The 22,420-nt window shown below is 50.9% G+C and carries 22 protein-coding genes; 8 read left to right on the top strand and 14 right to left on the bottom strand.

Annotation, left to right across the window (positions count from 1 at the left end; genetic code table 11):
• Genes mobB through G4V39_RS07490 form a run of 3 tightly spaced genes read right to left on the bottom strand, consistent with a single transcriptional unit; the run spans position 1 to position 3,887 of the window.
• Positions 1-681, bottom strand: a complete 681-nt coding sequence (gene mobB / locus G4V39_RS07500) for a molybdopterin-guanine dinucleotide biosynthesis protein B (RefSeq protein ID WP_166032338.1) — start codon at positions 679-681, stop codon at positions 1-3.
• Complete coding sequence (locus tag G4V39_RS07495) at positions 678-2,837, bottom strand: amylo-alpha-1,6-glucosidase (protein WP_166032337.1); 2,160 nt, start codon at positions 2,835-2,837, stop codon at positions 678-680. The genes mobB and G4V39_RS07495 overlap by 4 nt, the downstream gene beginning before the upstream one ends.
• Positions 2,838-3,887: a glycosyltransferase family 4 protein gene (locus G4V39_RS07490; RefSeq protein WP_166032336.1), complete on the bottom strand. Its 1,050-nt coding sequence runs from the start codon at positions 3,885-3,887 to the stop codon at positions 2,838-2,840.
• Between the two features lie 183 nt (positions 3,888-4,070).
• Between G4V39_RS07490 and G4V39_RS07485 the strand changes: the two genes are divergently transcribed.
• Complete coding sequence (locus G4V39_RS07485; RefSeq protein WP_166032335.1) at positions 4,071-6,128, top strand: penicillin-binding protein 1A; 2,058 nt, start codon at positions 4,071-4,073, stop codon at positions 6,126-6,128.
• Here G4V39_RS07485 and G4V39_RS07480 read toward each other — a convergent pair.
• Together G4V39_RS07480 and G4V39_RS07475 are read right to left on the bottom strand one after the other, a co-directional pair.
• The gene (locus G4V39_RS07480) at positions 6,061-6,789 is read right to left on the bottom strand and encodes a CBS and ACT domain-containing protein (protein ID WP_166032334.1); all 729 of its coding nucleotides are present in this window, start codon (positions 6,787-6,789) and stop codon (positions 6,061-6,063) included. The two genes, G4V39_RS07485 and G4V39_RS07480, sit on opposite strands and share 68 nt — an antisense overlap.
• Before the next feature lie 64 nt (positions 6,790-6,853).
• Complete coding sequence (locus tag G4V39_RS07475) at positions 6,854-7,219, bottom strand: hypothetical protein (RefSeq protein WP_166032333.1); 366 nt, start codon at positions 7,217-7,219, stop codon at positions 6,854-6,856.
• A 56-nt stretch (positions 7,220-7,275) separates the two neighbouring features.
• Here G4V39_RS07475 and G4V39_RS07470 point away from each other — a divergent pair, with 56 nt between their 5' ends.
• From G4V39_RS07470 to G4V39_RS07455, 4 genes are read left to right on the top strand one after another with little or no spacing between them, the layout of a single operon-like run.
• Complete coding sequence (locus G4V39_RS07470) at positions 7,276-7,635, top strand: hypothetical protein (protein ID WP_166032332.1); 360 nt, start codon at positions 7,276-7,278, stop codon at positions 7,633-7,635.
• Positions 7,605-8,279 (top strand): protein-L-isoaspartate(D-aspartate) O-methyltransferase, encoded by a 675-nt coding sequence (locus G4V39_RS07465; RefSeq protein WP_166032331.1) that lies wholly within the window; start codon positions 7,605-7,607, stop codon positions 8,277-8,279. Before G4V39_RS07470 ends, G4V39_RS07465 begins: the two co-directional genes overlap by 31 nt.
• Complete coding sequence (locus G4V39_RS07460; protein ID WP_166032330.1) at positions 8,267-8,863, top strand: YqaA family protein; 597 nt, start codon at positions 8,267-8,269, stop codon at positions 8,861-8,863. The genes G4V39_RS07465 and G4V39_RS07460 overlap by 13 nt, the downstream gene beginning before the upstream one ends.
• The gene (locus G4V39_RS07455) at positions 8,851-9,318 is read left to right on the top strand and encodes a TIGR00725 family protein (RefSeq protein ID WP_166032329.1); all 468 of its coding nucleotides are present in this window, start codon (positions 8,851-8,853) and stop codon (positions 9,316-9,318) included. Before G4V39_RS07460 ends, G4V39_RS07455 begins: the two co-directional genes overlap by 13 nt.
• On the opposite strand, the gene G4V39_RS07450 is transcribed toward G4V39_RS07455, so the two are convergent.
• Together G4V39_RS07450 and G4V39_RS07445 are read right to left on the bottom strand one after the other, a co-directional pair.
• Positions 9,299-10,630 carry an amidohydrolase gene (locus tag G4V39_RS07450; RefSeq protein ID WP_246169636.1) on the bottom strand — a complete coding sequence of 444 codons (1,332 nt, stop codon included), beginning with the start codon at positions 10,628-10,630 and terminating at the stop codon, positions 9,299-9,301. The genes G4V39_RS07455 and G4V39_RS07450 overlap by 20 nt on opposite strands.
• Positions 10,617-11,483 (bottom strand): purine-nucleoside phosphorylase, encoded by an 867-nt coding sequence (locus G4V39_RS07445; RefSeq protein WP_166032327.1) that lies wholly within the window; start codon positions 11,481-11,483, stop codon positions 10,617-10,619. The genes G4V39_RS07450 and G4V39_RS07445 overlap by 14 nt, the downstream gene beginning before the upstream one ends.
• 147 nt (positions 11,484-11,630) lie before the next feature.
• Between G4V39_RS07445 and G4V39_RS07440 the strand changes: the two genes are divergently transcribed.
• The 3 genes from G4V39_RS07440 (at position 11,631) to G4V39_RS07430 (ending at position 14,766) form a co-directional block, all read left to right on the top strand.
• Positions 11,631-12,665, top strand: coding sequence for a sigma-54 interaction domain-containing protein (locus G4V39_RS07440; RefSeq protein WP_166032326.1), 1,035 nt, complete (start codon positions 11,631-11,633; stop codon positions 12,663-12,665).
• Between the two features lie 21 nt (positions 12,666-12,686).
• Positions 12,687-13,658 carry an SDR family oxidoreductase gene (locus G4V39_RS07435; protein WP_166032325.1) on the top strand — a complete coding sequence of 324 codons (972 nt, stop codon included), beginning with the start codon at positions 12,687-12,689 and terminating at the stop codon, positions 13,656-13,658.
• 163 nt (positions 13,659-13,821) lie between these two features.
• Entirely contained in the window at positions 13,822-14,766 is a 945-nt protein-coding gene (locus tag G4V39_RS07430; protein WP_166032324.1) for a hypothetical protein, read from the top strand.
• On the opposite strand, the gene G4V39_RS07425 is transcribed toward G4V39_RS07430, so the two are convergent.
• Genes G4V39_RS07425 through dnaJ form a run of 7 tightly spaced genes read right to left on the bottom strand, consistent with a single transcriptional unit; the run spans position 14,732 to position 22,402 of the window.
• Positions 14,732-15,109: a response regulator gene (locus G4V39_RS07425; RefSeq protein WP_166032323.1), complete on the bottom strand. Its 378-nt coding sequence runs from the start codon at positions 15,107-15,109 to the stop codon at positions 14,732-14,734. The genes G4V39_RS07430 and G4V39_RS07425 overlap by 35 nt on opposite strands.
• Positions 15,110-15,113: 4 nt before the next feature.
• Positions 15,114-17,204 carry an ATP-binding protein gene (locus G4V39_RS07420; RefSeq protein WP_210412053.1) on the bottom strand — a complete coding sequence of 697 codons (2,091 nt, stop codon included), beginning with the start codon at positions 17,202-17,204 and terminating at the stop codon, positions 15,114-15,116.
• A gap of 51 nt (positions 17,205-17,255) precedes the next feature.
• On the bottom strand, positions 17,256-18,257 hold the full coding sequence (galT, locus tag G4V39_RS07415; RefSeq protein WP_166032321.1) for a galactose-1-phosphate uridylyltransferase: 1,002 nt from the start codon (positions 18,255-18,257) through the stop codon (positions 17,256-17,258).
• A gap of 10 nt (positions 18,258-18,267) precedes the next feature.
• On the bottom strand, positions 18,268-20,430 hold the full coding sequence (locus tag G4V39_RS07410; RefSeq protein WP_166032320.1) for a glycoside hydrolase family 57 protein: 2,163 nt from the start codon (positions 20,428-20,430) through the stop codon (positions 18,268-18,270).
• Between the two features lies 1 nt (position 20,431).
• The gene (dksA, locus tag G4V39_RS07405) at positions 20,432-20,794 is read right to left on the bottom strand and encodes an RNA polymerase-binding protein DksA (RefSeq protein ID WP_166032319.1); all 363 of its coding nucleotides are present in this window, start codon (positions 20,792-20,794) and stop codon (positions 20,432-20,434) included.
• Between the two features lie 16 nt (positions 20,795-20,810).
• The gene (gene moaC / locus G4V39_RS07400) at positions 20,811-21,290 is read right to left on the bottom strand and encodes a cyclic pyranopterin monophosphate synthase MoaC (RefSeq protein ID WP_166032318.1); all 480 of its coding nucleotides are present in this window, start codon (positions 21,288-21,290) and stop codon (positions 20,811-20,813) included.
• A complete protein-coding gene (dnaJ, locus tag G4V39_RS07395) occupies positions 21,287-22,402 on the bottom strand; it encodes a molecular chaperone DnaJ (RefSeq protein ID WP_166032317.1) in 1,116 nt (371 codons plus the stop codon). Before dnaJ ends, moaC begins: the two co-directional genes overlap by 4 nt.
• Positions 22,403-22,420: the final 18 nt, after the last annotated feature.

Genomic DNA, 22,420 nt, shown 5'->3' with positions numbered 1-22,420 from the left:
TTAATCTGGTAGCCTCAGCTTTATATCCACCAAGCGCGGAGCCTCAGGGAGACGAAGGTTTTTGACCACTCCATAGACAATATCAGCCGTGATCTGGCGGATAAAGAACTTAAGCTCTACAGAAGACCCATTTATCCAGAGACCAAGGTGTTTTTTTTCTCTAAAGGGAGCCATAATCTCTTCTTCGATAAAACAAGCCAGGCCTTCGACATCTTCAAAGGAGAAGCAGGGCCGGTCAGCAACAGGAAAATCAGCCACCACAGCCACCACCCCCGGGACAATTTGGGCCAGAAGATCTGAAGAAACTTCCCTTCGGGCCACCTCAATTTTGGGCAAAAAGGGATGGGATTTTAAGCCTTCGACGATGACTAAATCACAATCTCCGTAATAACGGAAAAGAATCTCTTCCAGCGGTGGAGACTCCTTCAGCACCAGACGCAACCCTTCTGGGCCAAGAAGGCCTACCCTTTGGGCTATCTTCTGGTAGCGGCCAGTATCCTTGCTCGGGTCATCAAGGGCTATTTTCTCTTTTGTGGTTTTAATAACCCCTACTTGATGGCCCCTCTCCCTTAAGGTACGAACCACCTTGAGGACCAGACTGGTCTTTCCTACATTATGAGGCCCGATAAAGGCCACCGTAGGTGGGAGCCCCTTCTTCTCCCAGATTTCCAACCAAGTCATTTGACAACCACCACCTCAAAGTCTCCTCTCTTCTTGAAAACATTAATAACCACGTCTCCATCGAGTTTGCGGATCAGGAGATCTACCTTCCCCCCGGCTAACCAGAGATTTTTGATCCAGATCCGGTCGAGAAAATCAGGCAGTATGGGATGGTAGAAGCGAATCCCCCCCTCTTCGAAGCGCAATCCCAGAGAGGCCTGGAGGAGAAAAAAGACCACAGCTGCTGACCAGGCCTGAGGATTACAGGAAACAGGATAAGCCGTAGGCCCCTCGTGGGGTCTGCGAGGGAAACCGCAAAAAAGTTCCGGCATACGATGGAGTTCAAAAAAATTGCTGGCCTCAAACAGGGCCTCAAACAGTTTGAGAAATTGACCTCTTAGGCCATAATTTTTAAGGCCGTAAGCGATTAGAGCGTTATCATGGGGCCAAATGGAACCATTATGGTAAGACATGGGGTTGTAACGGACCTCAAGGGTGGAAAGAGTCCGTATTCCCCAGCCAGAAAAGGAATCTGGCAGGAAGAGTCGCTCAGCCACCCGATGAGCCATTGTCTCATCAGCCACCTCGGTAAAAAGGAGATGGCCGGCGTTAGAAGTTCGCACCCGACAAGGTCGTTTTTGACCATCTAAAGCCAGGACATAAGTTCCCAGTTCTTCAGACCAGAAGAGCTTATTAATTCTGCGCCTCAGGAGTTTAGCCTGGGTCATGAGTCTTTGGGCCAGAGACTCCTCCCCCAGGGCCGAAGCCAGCCGCGCCCCCCATAGCCAAGCCTGATAGACATAACCCTGAACTTCCACCAGGGCTATGGGGCCCTCGGCTAGCCGGCCATCTTCATAAAAGACACTGTCATGAGAATCCTTCCAGCCCTTGTTGACCAGACCCGGCCCGGATGAGGCGTATTCCACCAGACCGTCATCGTCAAGATCGCCGTACTTCTCGATCCACTCCAGGGCCAACAGAATGTGAGGCCAAATCTGGCGGATAAAATCCAGGTCCTGGGTGCGTTGATAATAGGCTCCGGCCAAAAGGACAAATAATGGGGTGGCATCCACCGTGCCGTAGTAAAAAGCAAAAGGAATTTCACCGGTAGCGGCGGTCTCATTAAGGCGAATCTCATGGACAATTTTGCCTGGCTCGGCATCAGCTTCTGGATCCATCTCCCGGGCCTGAGTAGCCGAAAGGCAGGAGAGCACCCCCCGGGCTATCTCCGGGTTAATCCAGAGACATTCCAGGGCAGTGATTATGCCATCACGGCCAAAGATAGTGCTAAACCAGGGAATACCGGCATAGGGATAGAGACCATAGGGGGTCTGCGTAAGCATGATAAAAATATCCGAGAAAGAACGTTGAAGCCAACGATTGAACTGCTCATTGGAGGTGTAAATTTCACAGGTCTGATGGCGAAAATCAACCAAGCGAGAACGGGCCTCTAGGGCCGCCTGCCGGTAGCTGGTTTCAACGGTGCCCTCCCCTCGCAAACAGGCTACGGAGACAAAAATAGTCTTGGACTCTCGGGGACGAAGAGAGAGACGGAAGAGGGCCTCGTTGGCCGTGAGGGTGTCCGGGGAGGGCTCAAAACGAAGCTTGGTCCTTCGTCTAACTCCGTCTAGGCCCTGATAAGAAAAGACCACTTCATCGCTGGTCACCTCTGGGGAGAAGAATCGCCCCCGCCGGGCCCTCTTAAGACCTCGAACCTCGAAAATATCAGCATAATCTGCCTCAAAGGAGTAGGAAATGGCCAGCTCTACGGCACAAAGACCAAAGTTTTCAACCTCAAGTCGTTCATAACAACAACCCTGATAGAGAAATTTAGTTCGTAGGAGGTGGACCGTCCCTTTGGGAATCTCCAGTCTATCTTCACAGAGTATATCTGGATTGGTCAAATCAACGTTGAAGAAGATATTGTCCTCTCGAATAGTAGAGCTCAAAAGTAAAGGAGCTAGACCAGCTACAGTCAGACGGAGTCTGGAAAGAAACCTGGTCCCCTCGTGAAAGAGGCCATAATCGTTACTTCCTAGGGCCTCTATATCCCCGAAGCGATTAAAGATGGCAAAAGTATCCCCCTCTTTGAGGACCCGCGGGCGATCGTCGATCCTCGCCGAGGTAGTAAGAATATAAAAACGGTTCTCGACACAAATAATCTCTTGATGGGCCACCTAGACCGCCTTGAGCAGAGGGTAGCTCTCGCCAATTACTATTTCATAGACATCCAGATATTCTTGAGCCATCCGACGAGCGGAGAACCTACTCTCAAAATATTTCCGACAATCAACTCGGTCTATATATGGAATCTTTTCCACTGCCTCTACGGCCTCTTCCAAGGTCTCAACAATAAAACCAACCCTTCCATCTTCTATTATCTCGGGCACAGAGCCACAGCGCCAAGCAATCACTGGTGTACCACAGGCCAGGGATTCGATCATCACTAACCCAAAAGGCTCTGGCCAGTCAATGGGCAAAACCAGTGCCATTGCCCGGCCGAGAAATTCGTTCTTTTCTTTTTCTCCAATCTCGCCTACAAATTCTACCCAGGGGCTTTTAAGCAGCGGTTTAATGACCTCCTCGTAGTAGGGACGATCAGCTTCATCTATTTTAGCGGCAATTTTGAGGGGCACTCCGGCCATCTCAGCAATACGAATAGCCCGATCTGGCCTTTTCTCTGGGGATATCCTCCCCAGAAAGGCCAGATACTGACCATTTTCTAGGTAGGGAGAATAAAGATCTTTAGGGAGACCATGGTAGACGGTTGCCTTCCAGTTGGCCCAGAGTAACGGTAATCTCTGGGCGTTTGAGATAGAGACCAACGGCTGCTCCCTAAACTCCCGATAGAGAGGGACCAAGTCAGGGATATCCAGGCGACCATGAAGGGTGGTCACCGCCGGTGTCTGGCCCCGTCTGACCAGAGGAAAATGGATGTAATCAACATGAAAATGAATAATGTCAAACTCTTCGGCCATCTGAAAGACTTTCTCTAACTGAAGAATGTGATGAGCTAATCTGTCCTGGCAAGAAGAGTTAAGTCTCAGAGCCTGAGGGGCACAGGGGACAAGCCGAGCCTTTGTCTCAGAGTCAGCACTGGCAAAGAGGGTCACCTCGTGTCCCATCTTTACCAACTCCTCGGTAAGATACGAAACTACCCTCTCGGTTCCTCCGTAAAGCTTTGGAGGCACACTTTCATGCAGCGGAGCCACCTGGGCTATCCTCATAAACGCTCACCTCCCAAGCCACAATTTGTCTCAATCGGGAATCTTTTAAAGAGGCTCTGAAGCGCTTGATAAGAAACAAGAAGGGCTTATCATGTCCTTTGCGTTCATAAAAAATAGTCTTTCTTTCCCTACAGGCAAGACCGACTTTGCGGTTCTTGGATAAAGAGGATAAATAAAAACGGCATGCCCAGGATTGTCTTCAGATGGTCTTACGGCCACGTTTTAGTCTTAATTTTTAGCACTGCGGCCCTGGTTTCTCTCTTCATCTTGGCCCTGGTCTGGGCCTATCTCCAGTTGGAGTTACCCGATGTCTCCAGCCTCAAAAACTATCGCCCTCCGGCGGTAAGTGAACTTTATGACCGTAAGGGTCGGCTTCTGGCCTACTTTTATCGAGAAAAGAGGTGGCCAGTTCCTTTGGACCTTGTCCCTGAAAGACTTATCCAGGCCATTATTGCCGCTGAGGATGCCCGTTTTTACCAGCACAAGGGGCTTGACTTTTTCAGTATTATTCGCGCCGCCATTCGCAATGTGGAGGCAGGCAGTATTGTCCAGGGTGGCAGCACCATAACCCAGCAGGTGACCAGGGCCCTGCTGCTCTCTCCCGAAAGGTCTTTCAAACGAAAGATTAAAGAAGCCCTTCTGGCCTGGCGCATAGATTCTATGCTCACCAAGGATGAAATCCTGAATATTTATCTCAATCAGATCTACCTTGGTGAAGGTGCCTATGGGGTAGAGGCGGCTAGTCGCATTTACTTTGGTAAGCATGTCTGGGACCTCAACTTGGCCGAATGTGCCCTTATCGCTGGTCTTCCCCAGGCACCCAGCCGATACAATCCTTACCGTCACTTTGACCTAGCCAAAAAACGTCAGGCCTATGTCCTTAAAAGAATGGTCGCTGAAGGTTACATAACCGAAGAGGAGGCCCGGCGAGCTTACGCTACTCCCATCGTTCTCAAACACTTCGCTCCCCCCATACCTAAAGAGGCTGCTTATTTCGTCGACTATGCCCAGCAACGCCTCTCTCAGATACTGGGCCGCCAAGAGCTTCTCACCGGAGGCTATCGCATCTACAGCACCCTGGATCTTGATTACCAGGTAGCTGCCTTTGAGGCCTTAAGGGAAGGCTTAGCTCGTCTCCAAAAGCGTCATCCAGAGATCAAGGAATCAAGTGTCCAGGGAGCCCTTTGTCTAATTGAGGCCCACACCGGGGCCATTAGGGCCTTGATCGGAGGGCTTGACCCCGGCCGAGGTCATTTTAATCGGGCCACCCAGGCTAGAAGACAGCCTGGTTCAGCCTTTAAACCTATCGTCTATGCCGCTGCCTTAGAGAAGGACCTTATAGACCCAGCTACTCTTTTTGTTGACGAACCCCTCGTTCTTCCGGGGGCCAAAGAAGGAGAAAACTGGAAACCGCAAAACTTCGATGGGCTTTTTCTTGGACCCATCACCGTCCGCAAAGCGCTAGCCGACTCCCGCAACACTGTGGCCGTTAAAGTAGCCCAGCTGGTAGGAATAGACGAGGTTATCTCTGAGGCCAGGCAGCTGGGGATTAAAGTCCCCCTGTCTCGCGATCTGGCTTTGGCCCTTGGTTCAAACGGAATACCTCTACTCGAGCTAACCTCAGCCTACCAAGTCTTTGCCAACCAGGGGCAACGTATTCCCCCTCGCATTATCGAGGCCCTGGTGGACCGCGAGGGTCGAGTAATTGAGCCCAAAAGACCGGAGCCCACAAAAGTTATCTCTCCTCAGACGGCCTTTATGCTTACTTATCTCCTAGAGCAGGTAGTGGCTGATGGGACAGGCCGGTGCGCCTCGGATCTGTTAGTCCCGGTGGCAGCCAAAACAGGAACTACAGACCACTACCGCGATGCCTGGTTTGTCGGCTACACTCCCTCTCTTGTCCTTGGAGTTTGGGTGGGGCGAGATGACAAAACCCCCCTTGGCCCAGGGGAGACAGGAGCCAAGGCCGCCTGCCCCATTTGGGTTTCCTTCATGGAGAAGATTCTTCCCCTTGAAGGGTTCCGAGAGGAGACTTTTGCCCCCCCCGAGGGAATAATGTTTGCAGCCGTGGACGAAACCACCGGCGAGGCTACTATCCCCCGCCAGGGAGCCATATGGATGCCCTTAAAAGAAAGCTCAACCGCCGAGATTAAACCCCTTCTGGAAGACAAGCCTAGGCTGTGGCCTGGCGGATCCCTCCGAAGACGTCCTTGGTGGCAACGTCTGCCTTTTTGGGAATAGAGGAGATATCGTCCCGGACAACATAGAGGACCTTGAATCTGGTCTTAAGACGCTCGATCATCTCTTTAAGGGCCCCCTCTTCGATATCCTTGATGCGGATGTAAACCTCACGCCGACCGGGCTCGGCATGGTCGTATGAGGTGAGGATGGAGACCAAACGCCCTCCATGTTGACGAATGACCGCGGCCACCTCGTTTATGGAGCCAGGACGGTCTTCAAGGTCAAAGGCGATCTGAATCGGTCCTCGGTAGATGCCGGTTATGCTGATGAGAACCTTGAAGACGTCAGTCTGGGTAATAATTCCTACCACATAGCCCTCGTCATTAACCACCGGAAGGCCCGAGATGCGGTTCTCGAGCATTATTACCGCCGCTCGCTCCACTGTATCATCTTCTCGAATAGTAATGGGATTGGGAGTCATGATGTCTTTGACCTTGATCTCAGACAAGAGATAGTAAAGCTCATGAACATCCAAAGAGGTGGCCTTAGAAGGGGCCGCTTCCTTCAGATCGCGGTCCGTAATGATGCCCACGACCTTTCCCCGCCGAACCACTGGTATCCGGCGGATCTTGTGTTCCTTCATAATCTGGGTAGCCTTCATCATTGAGGCATTTTCATCTACGGTGACCACATCTGTTGCCATCCATTCCTTAACTAACATAAAACCCCTCCTTATGTCTGTGCCGTTCCTTTATCAAAACCCCTTTCAGCCTTCAAGAAAAAGGTTAAGACTTTTCCTTCAAGATTTCATCCAGGGCTTTTTTAAAGTCTTCTGATTCAAGGGCGGAGATATCCACCTTCTCCAGCTCTTCAAAGAGCTCTTCATCCCCCTCAGCCCCCACAAGATCAGAAACATCTATATCCGAGAGGCCAGCCGAAGAGACCTCCTCCTGAGGAGCCGGGGAGGCATTAATCTCTTCGGAAGCCTCCTGAGGGACAGGAGACTCACGTCCATCAGAGAGAAAATCCGCCTCCCCCACCAGAGGAAGGAGATTCCCCAGAGCCCTCCTTATGGGAGTCAGATCCGTTTGACAATGGGGACAGGCGGCTAGGTAGTCAAAAGTAATGTAACTACACTTAGGGCAACGCATATTTCTTCCTCCTCCCAGGACTTTATCCTCCCTGAGACGACTGTTATATTGCTACCATGATTAGGCATCTCTGGGGGAAAAATCTGACTGTTTTTTTACTTATCGGTCTTTTAACCCTGGGACTTTGCGGCTGTGGTGGGGGCAAACGGGTTTATTTGGCCAACGATGCCTGTCTGATCAAAACCGGACAATATAGCCGCCCAGAAGTAGTTCGTCTCCTGGGCCCTCCGGCCAGGATTACCCGTCAAGCAGATGGCCGGGAGACCTGGTACTATTACAACATCAATAAAAGTCTTCTCAAGCGAATCCCCCTTCTGGGTGGGCATCTCGGTCGGGAAGAGGTGGAGATTCTAGAAATCGTCTTCCTTGGCAATCAGGTCTACCAATGTCGCTATCAGGTAAAAGAGAAAAATTAAGAGATCCTTTTGAGATAGCCCGAAATCGCATGGTGGACAACCAGATTGTCGCCCGAGGGATAAAAGACCCCCGGGTGATCGCCGCCATGCGAAAAGTGCCCAGACATCTCTTCGTGGATGAAGCTCTTTGGGATCAGGCCTATGGTGACTTTCCTTTACCCATAGGCGAGGGACAGACCATCTCTCAGCCGTACATCGTTGCCCTGATGACAGAAGCCCTTCAACTCCAAGGAGATGAAAAAGTCCTGGAAATCGGTACCGGATCTGGCTATCAAACAGCCATTTTGGCTGAACTGGCCCGAAAAGTTTACTCCATTGAACGTGTCCCTAGCCTGGTGGAAAGAGCCCGTCGCGTTTTAGCCCAGCTCGGTTATACCAACGTAGTGATTCGTCTAGGAGATGGCACTAAAGGCTGGCCAGAGGAGGCCCCTTTCGAGGCCATCATTGTTACCGCCGGTGGCCCCAAAATACCAGAACCTCTTCTAAACCAGCTGGCCGATGGCGGCCGTCTGGTCATTCCTGTCGGAGATGAATATTCCCAAGATCTCGTCCGCGTCACCCGGGTAGGTAAACGCCTGGTCACGGAAAACTTTGGTGGGGTAAGGTTCGTTAAGCTCATCGGAGATCACGGATGGCGGGCATAAAGGTCCTCAGGTCACTAAAAGACTGGACCCTCTCCTTTGCCCAATCCCCCCGGGGGACCTGGGCCCTTTTTTTCTTGGCCTTGGCTGAGGCCAGCTTCTTTCCCATCCCCCCGGATGTCCTTCTCATCGCCCTCTGCTTAGCCGCCCCCAAACGAAGCCTTTATTTTGCCCTTATCTGCACCAGTGGTTCGGTTTTGGGAGGGCTGGTTGGTTATGCTCTCGGAGCCTTTTTTATGGAGACCATCGGAAGGCCGGTGCTTGTCTTTTATGGCTTAACTGACAAGTTTGATCTTGTCAGCCGCTATTTTCATCAGTACGATGCCTGGGCCGTGGGGGTAGCCGGATTTACACCCTTACCGTATAAGCTCTTTACCATCAGTGCTGGGGCCTTTAGGATTGATCTTTTAACCTTCTTCCTGGCCTCAACGATTTCTCGAGCCGGACGTTTCTTTTTGATAGCGGGCTCGATTTTTTTCTTTGGGGAGATGGTCAAACATTTTATCGAACGATACTTTAATTTACTTACAGTAGTCTTTATTGGACTGCTCATTCTTGGTTTTGTGGTGATCAAATGGCTTCTTTAAGACGTATTGCCGTAATAGGTGCCGGAATTTGTGAATCATCCATTTACGAAATGGCCCGACAAGTAGGCTATCTTCTGGCAGAAAAGGGGGCCATTGTCTATTGCGGCGGTCTGGGGGGAGTCATGGAGGCCGCCGCTCAAGGGGCTAAAGAAGCCGGGGGCCTTACTGTAGGCATCCTGCCGGGCAACAAGGCCTCAGAGGCCAATCCTTACATAGATGTTCCGGTGGTCACAGCCATGAGCCACGCCCGGAATGCCATCCTTGTCCGTTCGGTAGAGGCAGTAGTGGCTGTCTCCGGGGGTTATGGAACTCTCTCTGAGATTGCCTTAGCCCTTAAGATGTGGCGCCCTGTAATTGGCCTTAACACCTGGCCGGGGATTGAAGGAGTTCACTATGTGGCCAGCCCTCAAGAGGCTATAGAGCGGGTCTTTGCTATCATCGGAGAGGGCTGTTGAGCCCCAGCTTTTCCCGAATCTCCTGAGCGATGAGCAGAACCTCAGCTCGCGTCTCCCGGGCATCAAAGCCAAGGGGCCGTCCCTCCTTGAAAACCTCCTTTCCAGCCACCATAACCCAAATGACATCTCCGGCCCGAGCGCTATATACAAGGAGAGAGAGCGGGTCGTATATCGGAGTCAGATGAGGACGAGAAAGATCAAGAGCAGCCATATCAGCCAGGGCTCCAGGTTCAAGACGTCCGAGATTGGCGATTCCTAGAGCCCTGGCCCCGGCCTCAGTAGCCATACGGAAGGCCTCCCGAGCCGGGATCAAGGTTGCCCTCTCCCTCACCCCCTTCTGGATAAGGGCTGCTGTACGCATCTCTCCAATAAGGTCTAAATCATTATTGGAGGCCGGACCGTCTGTCCCCAGGGCCAAATTGAGCCCCAACTGTAACATTTCTGGCACTGGAGCCACCCCAGAAGCTAATTTGAGATTGCTTTCCGGGCAGTGAACCAAACTGGCCCGCCCCTCTGCCAAAAGGACGATCTCCTCACTGGTGAGCTTGACTCCGTGGACAGCCAGAAGGTTCTCTGAAACCATACCCAATGAGGCTAGATGTTTAACAGGACTGTGGCCATAGCGCTCCTGGATCAGTTTGAGTTCGTCAGCCGTCTCAGCCAGATGGATGTTGAATCGGGCTCCAAACCTTTCTGCCAGTGAAAAGGCCTTCTTTAGGGTTTCGGGAGAGCAGGTATAAAGAGCGTGGGGGCAAATCATGACCCCAAGACGGGGATGATCAGCGTAGGTCTCAAGGAGTTCTCTCGTGAGTTTCAGCCCCACTTCAAGAGGACCATATCCAGGAGAAGGAAAGTCAAAAAGCCCTTCGCCGATTAATGCCCGCATCCCGGCCTCATCGGCGGCCTTAAGGACCTCAGGGGCGAATATATACATGTCGGCAAAGGTGGTTACCCCTGAGGAAAGCATCTCCCAGATTGCTAGTTTGGTGCCCCAATAGACCCACCGAGGACAGAGGTGCCTTTCAGCCGGAAAGATATAACCCTCCAGCCAGCGCATCAGGGGAAGATCGTCGGCCAAACCGCGAAAAATAGTCATGGCCGCATGGGTATGGGCGTTTACTAGCCCCGGAAAAAGAAGACAAGCCCCCAAATCCTTGACTCTCACCTGGGGGTGGGAGGCCCTGATCTCTCTGGCCGGACCGACAGCGACAATCCTGTCTCCCTCTACCAGAACCCCCCCTTCGGGCAGAGGAGGCAGATCCCAGGCAGGAAGAACAATCTGAGCTTTAATGAGAAGCTTATCCCCGGCCACGACGTTCTCCTTTAAGCCATTCTTCCGGAAGACGCTTAAGAAAGGCTGCCACCAACCTCTCCAACTTGATCCCGGCAGCCTCTGCCGAAGAGATGACATCTTCTAAAAGAATGGGCTGAAAGTTGTCTGGATCGTTAACATTAGCGATTACTGAAAGCCCCAAGACCTCAAGGCCGGCGTGATTAGCCACAATGACCTCTGGCGTGGTAGACATCCCTACGGCATCAGCTCCTAAGAGACGAAGCATTCTAGTCTCTGCCGGGGTCTCCAGGCTGGGCCCGGCCACAGCCACATAGACTCCCTCACGGAGTTCGATTCCTTCTTCCCGGGCCACTTCCTTCATGAGCTCTCTTAGCCTCAGACTATAGGCCTCGGAAAGATCCGGGAACCGGGGCCCCCATTCGTCTATATTAGGCCCTCGGAGAGGATTGTCGGGAATAAGATTTATGTGATCCCTAATGAGCATAATATCTCCCGGAGAGAAGGATAGATTGAGCCCCCCCGAGGCGTTGGAAATAATGAGGGTCTTTACCCCAAGGCGAGTCATCACCCGAAGGGGAAAGGTCACCTCCTGGGCGGAGTATCCTTCATAATAGTGGAATCGTCCCTGAAAGGCCCAGATATAGCGCCCGGCAAAACGCCCCATAAGCAATCGTCCCCGGTGACTGGGCACCGTAGAGGTGGGGAAATGGGGAATCTCCTCATAGGGAATCTCCAGTTCTTTTTGTATCCTTTCAGCCACCCCAGAAAGGCCGGTCCCTAAAATAAGAAGGAGAGCCGGGCAGAAAGGAACCTGTTTTTCGATAAAATTCGTGGCTTCCTCGATGCGTTGTTTTATATTAGTAATTGTCATTAGGTAAAATTTCCTATTTATATTCTTGGCAAACTGCTGTTTAATTTGCTGGATTTTTGGCCGATAGCTGAATTATCGTTAAAGGATAGAATCTTAAACAAAGGGTACCGCAAAACACCTTCTCTTAGATCTGTTAAGGAGGCCCCGGTGGCCCTAGAGCTTATTATTGGTCAAAGTCCGGCCATTGAAAACATAAAGGAACTCATCACCCAGGTTGTTAACACGGACCTAAATGTGGTCATCTATGGAGAAAGTGGCGTGGGCAAAGAGTTAGTGGCCCGCGCCCTTCATCGGCTCTCCTACCGGAAAGACAAGCCCTTTGTCAAGGTAAACTGTGCCGCCCTGCCAGGAGAACTTTTAGAAAGCGAGCTATTTGGCTATGAAAAGGGCGCCTTCACCGGAGCTGTAGCCCAGAAATTAGGTAAATTTGAGCTGGCCAACGGAGGAGTAATTTTCCTTGATGAGATTGGCGACATGCCCCTTCATCTTCAGGCCAAGCTGCTCCAAGTCCTCCAAGATGGCGAATTTAGCCGGGTAGGAGGGCAAAAGGATATTCGGGTCAATACCTGGGTTATTGCGGCTACTAATCACGACCTGGACCGGGATATTCGAGAAGGACGTTTTCGGGAAGATCTTTATTTTCGTCTAAACATCATCAAAATTGTTGTTCCCCCTTTGAGAAACCGGAAAGAAGATATCCCTCTCCTGTGTCAACATTTTATAGATAGATATGCCCCCCAGCTTGGGGGAGGGTTAGAGGAGATCCCCAAGCCTTTAATGGACCTCTTCATGGAATATCACTGGCCGGGTAATGTCCGAGAGTTAGAGAACTACATCCGCCGTCTTTTGGTCCTTAAAGACTGGGAGCCTATCGCTCAAGACATTCGTCGCCACATGGAGGCCTCGGCGGAAGTGGAGCCTCCTACCACTAAGGCCACTAATCTCAAAGATTTGGTCCGAGAGGAGCTGGCCCCTTACGGCAATGGTTCCATCCCTCTTAAGGAGATCCGCCGTAAGATTTTTGACTACGTAGAAAGAGAACTCATTGAGGTAGTCTTAGAGAGGACTAACTGGAATCGGCGCCGGACGGCGGAAATCCTTCAGATAAGTTACAAGGCCCTCCTTTACAAGATGCAGAATCTTGGCATTAGAGAACCCGAAAAGAATTCCGAAACCTCTTAAAAACTGATCAAGGAGGAAAAGATGACCCGCTTTCTCGTTACCGGCGGGGCCGGTTTCATCGGCTCTAACCTCACCGAACGTCTCCTAAAAGATGGACACCTGGTTAGAGTTCTGGACGATTTCTCTAATGGCCGGGAGGAAAACCTTCACTTTTCCCCCAATCTGATTCAGAACTTGGAGATCATCCGGGGTGATATCCGGGACCGATCTCTCTGTCTCAAGGCCTGTGAAGGAGTAGACTATATCTTTCATGAGGCAGCTCTAGGATCAGTCCCCCGATCCATTGAAGACCCCCAAACCACCAATGAAATCAACATAAACGGAACCCTCAACCTCCTATGGGCCGCTAAAGAGACGGGAGTAAAACGCTTTATTTACGCGGCCTCCTCTTCAGCCTATGGTGACAAGGAGGACCCTTCAGGAAAGGTCATTCCTAAGAAGGAGACCATGGCCCCCAGTCCGCTCTCTCCTTATGCCGTATCCAAACTCACCGGGGAGTATTACTGCCAGGTCTTTAGTCAAGTTTATGGTCTGGAGACAGTAATCCTTCGGTATTTCAATGTCTTTGGCCCCCGACAGGACCCCCATTCTATGTATGCAGCTGTAGTGCCCAAATTTATCACGGCACTCCTTAAGGGGGAGCCTCCCGTAATCTTCGGTGATGGTGAACAGAGCCGGGACTTCACCTATATTGACAACGTCGTTGAGGCCAACCTTCGGGCCTGTTTCGCCGGCCCTGAAGCGGTGGGGGAGGTGTTTAACATCGCCTGTGGCCGGAGGACGACCATCAACGAACTCTATCGGCTCATCGCTCAGATAATCGGTAGTGATCTGGAGCCAATCTATGCTCCGCCTCGCCCTGGAGATGTCAGGCACTCTTTGGCTGATACATCTAAAGCCGAAAATATTTTAGGACTTAAAGAACTGGTGGATTTAGAAACAGGTCTTCAAAAGACGGTGGTCTGGTATAAGGAGAAGATGGAAGAGAAATAAGCTTCCGTTGTCTAAGAAATTAACTTCTTATTTTCTCTTATACTTTAGCTCACAAAAGGGCTATTAGATCGGATTTTCCTCCCTTTAAGGCTTTTTTGGACCCGCAGGCACTGGAATATCTCTTGCATTATTTCAGGCCAGTCGAAAATAAAGCAGGAAAATCATGTCTCGCAGAAATCAGCCAACGCCATCAGCGGAAATCTTTGGCTCAGGGTTTGATATCTTTCTCCCCTACCGGGGTAAAAAGAGCTGGTCTTCAGTTAGAGGATTGGAAGGTTCCATCCTTAAAGGCTTAAAAGCTAAAGGGCAGACTTTAGAATCTTGGTTAAAAAAGGCCTATCAAAAAAGGAGTCCTCTTTTTATCCCTGAAGCCTTCTTTGAAAAAGAACCAGATCGACAATACGATATCCGCATCGCTCCCTTGGCCAGGGGGTTTCTCGTTTCCGGGGCTGAGGTTGGACAAAAGGGGGGATTTCTCTATCATTCCTCCTTCTTTGAAAAGGTCCTTAACCGGATGAGTAATTTGGTCTCGGCCCTCTCGGGGAGGATAGATTTGCTTGACCTGGAGATGAAAGGGGATGGGGCACCAAACCTGGAGACCTTTCTTTCCCGTTTTCGACAGGGATTAGGAGAAATTAGGGCTTTTTTGAAGGCTCTGGCCCTCTATCAACACTATTTGGGGCAGAGAAACCAGAGCAATCTTTCCCTCAACCAGGTGATCTTTGAAGTCGTAGAATTCATGGAACTTTTTACCTTTAGACAGGCCGTTTTTTTCGTCAAACCTGGGGAGGGACTCCCCACCTTGAGGGGAAGAAAGGGGGATTTTTCGGAGGCCATCTGCTGGATACTGGCCTCCATCATTGAGGCCCAACCGAGAGAGGCCCATAAGGCAATCCTTATTCGTACCAGCCTATTAGCTCATGATAAGGGATGCATTGAATTCCGTTATGATGGCCACAGGCTCGAAGATTTGGCTACCTCAACCCCCTTAAGACGCCTCCGGCGTCTTTATGGTATAAAGGTGAAGACTACCGGCTTAAGCGGAGACCAGAGGGTTTCTCTCCTGGTTCCTCTTACCCCCCCAGAACTCGCTGGAGCTGACGTTTGACCGAGGCCTTGAGCTCATCAAGATTATATGACTTTACGATATAGTCATCTGAAGCCCAGGAGGCCAGATCCTGTTTGTACTCTGGGTAGGCCGAGCTGAGGATAACTGGTCGATTAGGTTTTTTCTCCTTAAGCTGTCTTAAGACCTCTATACCATCCATCCCCGGCATGTTGATATCCAGAATAACTAAATCGGGATCCACCTCCTCGGCCATCTTGAGGGCCTCCTCTCCATTTAAGGCCGAATAAACCTCATAGCCCTCCTCTTCCAGTTCTTCTCGATAAAGGACATGGATGCTTTCCTCGTCATCCACCAGTAAAATTTTGGGTTTCCTCTCTGCCATAAGCTCACTCCTTTCTGAAAATTCTTCTGCTCTTACCTCTAAGGGGCAGTCTGACAATAAATGTTGCTCCCTTACCCGGCCGATTATCCACCAAGATTTCCCCCTCATGAAAACGAACAATGCGGTAGGCCAGGGCCAAGCCCAGACCCCGGCTTCTTTTGGTCCCAAAGAAAGGGTTAAATATGTTGGGCAAAATCTCTAAAGGGATTCCTCCACCGGTATCGCTTACCTCGCAAACAACTCCAGGATCAGGCTCGGCAACAGAATAGGTCTTAATACTTAGGACTCCGCCCTCACCCATGGCCTGGATGGCGTTAAGAATAAGACAGGAGAGGACATAACGAATCTCCTGACCATCACAATCCACCGGGGGTAAACTCTGAAAATCTTTCTCTACCCTTAGCCCTCGGGCTCCTATCTCCTTTTCCAGCAGGAAAAGGGCCTCTTCTACCAGACGATTGAGATCCTCCTGACCAAAACATTGAGGGCAGCGATAGTTAACATCCAAAAGGCCCCGCAGGACCTTCTCCAGACGAGCCACTTGAGAGATTAGACGTTGGAGATATTTTTGAACCTCTTCGTAAGATTTAGCTCTCGTCGCCCGGTGGGCCAGGCCTCCCAAGATGCTTAAGGGATTGCGGATTTCGTGGGCAATGGCTGCCGCCAATTCACCAAGAGCGGCCCTCTTTTCAGAATCCACAAGACGATCTTTGGTGATCAAAAGCTCCCTGTTGGCCCGTTCAAGGCCGGAGTAAAGAAGGGCCTTTTCCAGACTGACGGCTAAATAACTGGCTAAAAGTCGGAACCCCCGATCGTCCTGGTAAGAAGGAACCCCTTCTAAGACCAGAACCCCTAAAGACTCTGGCCCGGCCATAAGAGGGTAAATCAGGGGATCAGGCCCCATAAGATTTGCTATTTCGGGAGGTAACCCCTCCCGGGGTAGAGAAACAGAACCACTAAAAATCACCCTACCTTCTTCTCGAACCTCGGCCAGATAGCGACGATGATCCCTTTTGAGAACCAGAGCTGCCTTGGGGCAGGAAAGACCAGGATGGGTGGTTAGCTGATAAAGAAACTCCTGAGCGATATCATGAGGGCTACTGGGGACCAGGAGATGAAGGCCTATTTCGTAGAGGCCGGTAAGTTGTTCAGCAACAACCTGGTTTTTCTGGGCCTGCTGGCGCACTTCCTCCAAGGCGACAAGGGTAGAAAGCCCCCGAGAAAGGATGCTTAAGAGAGGTCTTAGAATGTAAAGGGCCCGGCAAAGCCCATCTTTGCCTTCAGGAGAAAAGAGACAGAGGCCCCCCTGACCTCGTGGGATCTCAAAGGGAAGGCAAACCACAGTCTGGTAGGGCCTAATTTCCCCTCGGAAGACCAGAGCCTCTTCGCAAAGAAGGACTTTAGTCTCCGCCGCCCGCAGGCAAGTACCCTCACAGTACTCAGGCAATCTTCCTGAACGGGCCTGAATAATCTTACCCCTTAAATCCAGCTTAGCGGCCACACCGGAGAGCTCCAAGGTCTCCTGAAGGCCTTCCACCAGAGAGTTCAAAGTTTTCGTCAGATCATGAGCGGGATGGAAGGCCTGATTTAAACGTTTGACAAGCCGGACTAGACGTCCTTGATCTCTAATTTCTTCAACCAGGCCAATCTCCCGGATGAGCTGGATAATCAACCGGAGCCCTAAAAGGCAAAAGTCCTTTTCCTCTAAAGACCAATCTCTCGGCTGAGAGGAAAGGAGAATCAAAACCCCTCTAGGCTCTTCTGACCATGGAAGAAGGGCACAGGAGGCCACCCCCCGAAAAATTGGAGAGGCAAAGGCCTCATCTTCATTATCTATACGCTTTCTAAACAGAGGCTCGCCATTAAGAAGCACGTAGCCCAAGACATTATCGGGAGAATCATCTGGCGTGTCCGGGCTCAAACCTATCGTAACCAGAGGCGTTAGAATTCGACGATCAAGATCCCGAAGGTAAATCCCTCCCCGCTCAAGGCCCATCAGATGGAGAAGAACCTCTAGAATTCTCTCTAAGCGGGGTTGAGGCCTGTCCTGGCCGGAGAGGGTTTCAAGGAGACAGAGCGCTTCTTTGAGACCCAAAGATCTTTTTTTACCAACCGGATAAAGTTGCCTTACCTTTGGACCATTCATCTAAAGGGTGATTTCTCTTAAAAATCTGGCCGCCTCCTCTGGAGGCGTAGGATTAATATAAAACCCGGTGCCCCATTCAAAACCGGCGATACGAGTAAGCTTGGGCATAATTTCAAAATGCCAGTGGTAGTGTTCAAGGTAAGACTCCCTCAGGGGAGCCGTATGAAGAACATAGTTAAAGGGACAGCGAGGGATAGCGGCATCGAGCCTTCTTAAGGCTTCAGAAAAAATTTCAGCCAAAGCTCGAAATTGTTTGTCATCCACACTACGAAAGTCAGAATGATGCCTTTTAGGGAGAATCCACATTTCAAAGGGTGACCGGGGGGCAAAGGGGCTTATACAGAGAAATTCTTCATTTTCGCAAATAATTCGGATGTTCTGTTGAAGTTCTTGGTGGATTATATCGCAGAAGATACAGCGTTCTTTATAATCATAATAGAGTTTGGCCCCCTTTATCTCCTCACGAACCAGCTGGGGGACAATAGGAAGGGCGATAAGCTGGGAATGGGAATGCTCCAAAGATGCTCCAGCGGCCTGACCAAAATTTTTAAATATCATCACATAGCGGAAACGATGATCTCGAGCCAAATCGACCATACGATCCCGATAGGCCCAATAGACCTGAACCAATCTCTCCGGAGGAATATCGGCTAGAGTTTCCTGATGATTGGGGGTCTCAACGATGACTTCGTGGGCACCAATGCCGTTCATCTTATCATAGATACCCTCTCCCTCCTTCCAGAGATCTCCTTCTATGATAAGGGCCGGATACTTGTTGGGTACTACCCGAAGGGTCCAGTCCGGACTATTGGGAGGGGCTCCCGGCGGTCTCCCGTAGGCCAAAACCTCCGGAGGGGTGGTGTACTCGTGCCCAGGGCAGAGGGGACAGAACCCGCCCTTCGTCTTTTCTTTCTCGACAACGAAATCCGAGGGACGCTTGCCCCGCTCCTTAGCAATAATCACCCACCGCCCCACGATGGGGTCTTTTCGCAATTCAGGCATAATTCCTCCTTCAGACCTGCCAGAAGATTTGCTCGAAATTTTCGTCTGGGACTGTAAAGGAAAGATAGCTCATCCGGGGCACTCTTTCCCTGACCAGACCCTTTTCCAGAATTTCTATCCAAAAAATGACATTTTCTCCAACCCTAAAATTGAGCACCGAAAAGGGGATCGAAAGCTCAATTATCTTGGCGACAGCCAGCTTTCCTCCCTCCTGCCTAGCGGAAATGACCCGATCGTCGAGACGTATCCGATATGTATCTATTATATTTTCGGCCCGCGGTTTAAAGCTAAGAACGGCCTTGTGTCTGCCCGAAAGAATAATATTAATTTCGATATCTTCAGGCCAATTGTTTAAAGGCTCTTGAGGGTCTAACCTGAAGAAGATCTCTTTCAGATTAAAACCGAAATAGACGGCCTCAATCAAACCAGGCCCCAGATACATGGCCGAACCAAAATCAGAAAGGCTATAGTAACCCGAACCACTCCATTCCAGAAAATGGCTTACCTTTCCGTCTATTACCGGGGAGATAAACCCCACTGGAGTTCGCTGGGGTTCTACCCGCCGGAGACGTCTGATAGACAGGGACAACTCAGCGGGAGGATGATGCCCACAACTCTCATATACTCTGACAAGATGCCCCCGAAAGAGCCGATCAAACTCGGCATCATAATTACTGGAGAAGTGATCCCCGAACCACCAAAACCAATCACTTCCTTCGGCAGCCATGATAGCCTCATAGGCCGCTTGACGCTCTGCCGAAGATAGCTCTTTCTCTCGCTCTTTAAACCATCTTCGAGTCTGACCAAGTAAAGTCCAGGCCTTATTCTCTTCCTCGCCGCCGATCCAGATGTCAAAATTATGGTTAATCCAGGAACCGGTAAAAAGATTCTCCAGAGAGACACGGGGGGAATGACTGGTCAGGAAATCGACCAAGGTAACGGTTTCCAGGTCTTTAGCCTCGGATAGGGCCTCATAGAGGCCCCGCAAAAAGGCCTCCCCCCCATCGGGGTAGTACTCCCAGGGATTTTCTCCATCAAGAATTATCGAAACCAACCAGGGACCCGACCCATGAGAAAAACAAAATGCCCTGATACGCCTCAACTCCTCGATAAAATCCTCCACACTTTGAGAGGCCGGATTGCGCTGATAGACAAAACCAATCCGATCCGAGAGCCCATGATGCCGAAAGACCATATTTACCCGGGCCCCGTTTATGTTCACCAGATATGGTTGAAACAGGGCCGCCGGAGAGGGATCAGGAAGGCTATGGAAGAGGATCTCCTCATCAGTAGCCGCCCAGATAAGACCACAGTCCTCAAGAATGGGCACAAGTTCCGGCGAGACCGAGCCTTCAGAGGGCCACAATCCCTGAGGACGCCTGCCAAAGATGGCCTCATGATAGTCTAAAGCTTGTTTTATCTGGGCCTGGGCATCTTCCGGGAAGGAAAATCGGGGAGGAAGGGCCACCTGGGGCATAGATCGCCGGGCGCAATCGCTATCTATAAGTAGCGGCAGGATGGGATGATAGAAAGGGCTGGTGCTAATCTCTATCTGGCCACTCTCCAGGAGACGCCGGTAACGAGGAATAACTTCTTTTAGAACCTTAATCTGAAAATCAAGAAGCTGATTTTTATCTTCTTCAGAGTAGGTTCGCTCCTTAGCTAAAAGGTGACGGATAAGAGGATCTCCTCGCAAATAAAAGCCTATCCAGGTTAGATTAAACCAGACCTGAAGATCAAGAAAATCTTGATCAGAAAAATTCGATACCGCGGCCCGAATGGAAGCCTGATCCGTGGAGAGGCCTCTCTTTTCTAGAAGGGCTCGATAGCGGGGATAGGGATTGACCATGGTCTCCCAGTGACAGCTAAAAAAATTGACCAGGATAAACTCTCGATCTCGCTGATTAAGCTCGGAGGCCGGCTTACGGGAGAGGGTTAGGAATTCATCATCCCCACCACTCTCATAGAACTTTATCTGTTTGAGCAACGAGGGGACAAGGTTGAAGATGGCCCTTACTCGAGGGTATTCCTCAAGAAGGGCCGGCATATCGGTGTAAGCCTTGGTAGCATGAAGTCTTACCCAGGGAAGGCTTAAGGAATCGCGACGCCAATCATAATAAAAGGGCTGATGCATGTGCCAGATAAAGGCCACATACAGGGGCTCATCCCCCATTTTAGCCCCCTTTGATCTTTTCCAACTGCTCCTGTCTCCTCTTACACTCGATACACAGTGAGGCCTCCGGCCGGGCCTCTAGACGTTTGAGGCTGATTTCCTCTCCACACTCTTCACATATACCATAGGTCCCTTCATCGATTCTCTCCAGGGCTGCCTGAATTTTACGAATGAACTTTCTCTCTCGATCCCGGATACGAAGTTCAAAACCTCGATCAGACTCCAAAACCGCCCGATCAGTTGGATCCGGGCAGTTAAGTCCGCTTTCAGTAAGATCGGTAAGGGTCTTCTCGGCTTCAGACAAAAGGGTTTTTAACTTCTCTTGCAAAAGGTTCCTGAAGTATTCCAGCTTTTCCTGATCCATAAAGGACCCACCTCCGTCATTTTTCCAGAATTATCGTGCCGCTTCGGCCACCACTTTTACGGGCCAGCCGGATGTCTTCTATGCGTATGGCATGACTTACCGCCTTGCACATATCGTAAATGGTCAAGGCCGCCAATGAGCAGGCGCAGAGAGCCTCCATTTCCACACCGGTGGCAGCCTTAGTCCGGACAGTGGCCTCTATCTCTACGGCAAACTGCTGCTCGTCCAGTTGAAAATCAATATCCACATGGGTGACAGGAAGAGGATGACAAAGGGGGATAAGCTCATATACCTTTTTAGCAGCCATGATCCCGGCGATCTTGGCCACCGTGAAGAGATCCCCCTTCTTCAGCCCTCCAGTCACCGCAGCCTCGAAGGCTTCTTTTCCGAGAAGAACCCGGCCACGGGCTACCGCCTCCCGGAAGGTCTCCTCCTTCTCGGAAACATCGACCATCTTAGCCCGCCCGGAGGAATCAAGATGACTGAGGGATTTCATCCCTTGGCCTCACGTCGAAAGATCTTTTGGAAGAAGCCTTCCTTCTTTTCCTCTTCTAGAGCCTCAAACTCCCGAAGCAACTCTTCCTGGCGTCGGGTAAGCTTTCGAGGAATCTCTACCTGAATCTGGACTATTAAATCTCCTTTTCCCCCTCCCCGCAGACGGGGCATCCCCAAACCACGCAAAACAAGCCTCTCGCCTGGCTGGGTCCCTCGGGGAATGGTAATCCGCTCCTTACCCCAAAGAGTCTCTACGAATATCTCTCCCCCTAGGGCCGCCTTAACAAAGTTTATCGGTACCTCACAGAAGAGATCATCACCATGGCGCTCAAAGAGCTTATGGGGCCGGACATGAATGACAACATAAAGATCTCCGGGAGGCCCACCATTAATTCCTGCCTCCCCTTCCCGTTTGATGCGCAGGCGGGTCCCCGTATCTACTCCGGGAGGAATATCCACTGTGAGACGCCGTTTACGACGCAAACGCCCCTGACCAGCACAATCTGGACAGGGATCGGCATTAATTGTCCCCGCTCCCCGACAATGAGGACAGGTAGAACTGATGCGGAAGAAACCCTCAGAGTGAACCACTTGGCCCCGGCCCTGACAAACAGGACAATAGGCCCGCTGCCCCCCTGGCCTAAGCCCGGTTCCCCCGCAGGTATTGCAGGCTTCAAGCCTGGTAAATTCTATCTCTATCTCTTTTCCCTTGGCCGCTTCCTCAAGATCAATGGAGAGATCGTAGCGCAGATCAGCACCCGGTCTCGGCCGGGAAGACTCACGACGCCCAAAGCCGGAGGAAAAACCGAAGAATTCCTCAAACAGGTCAGAAAAGGTGGAAAATATATCCTGAAAGTCATCAAAACCTGTTTTATATCCCTGTCCAGAGAGGCCTTGATGACCAAAGCGATCATAGATAGCTCGCTTTTCCGGATCAGAAAGCACCTCGTAGGCCTCAGAAGCCTCTTTGAAACGCTCCTCAGCCTCCTTGTCTCCGGGATTGCGATCTGGATGGTATTTAAGGGCTAGACGCCGATAGGCCTTTTTAATCTCTTCCGCCGAGGCGTCTCGAGCCACCCCCAAAATTTGATAATAGTCTTTATGATGGACCATAGATTAGGGATCGGCCAC

The organism is Thermosulfuriphilus ammonigenes (genome assembly GCF_011207455.1).
GTDB lineage: Bacteria > Desulfobacterota > Thermodesulfobacteria > Thermodesulfobacteriales > ST65 > Thermosulfuriphilus > Thermosulfuriphilus ammonigenes.
Note: the sequence above shows the minus strand (reverse complement) of the source record. Positions and strands in the feature narration are given on the sequence as shown.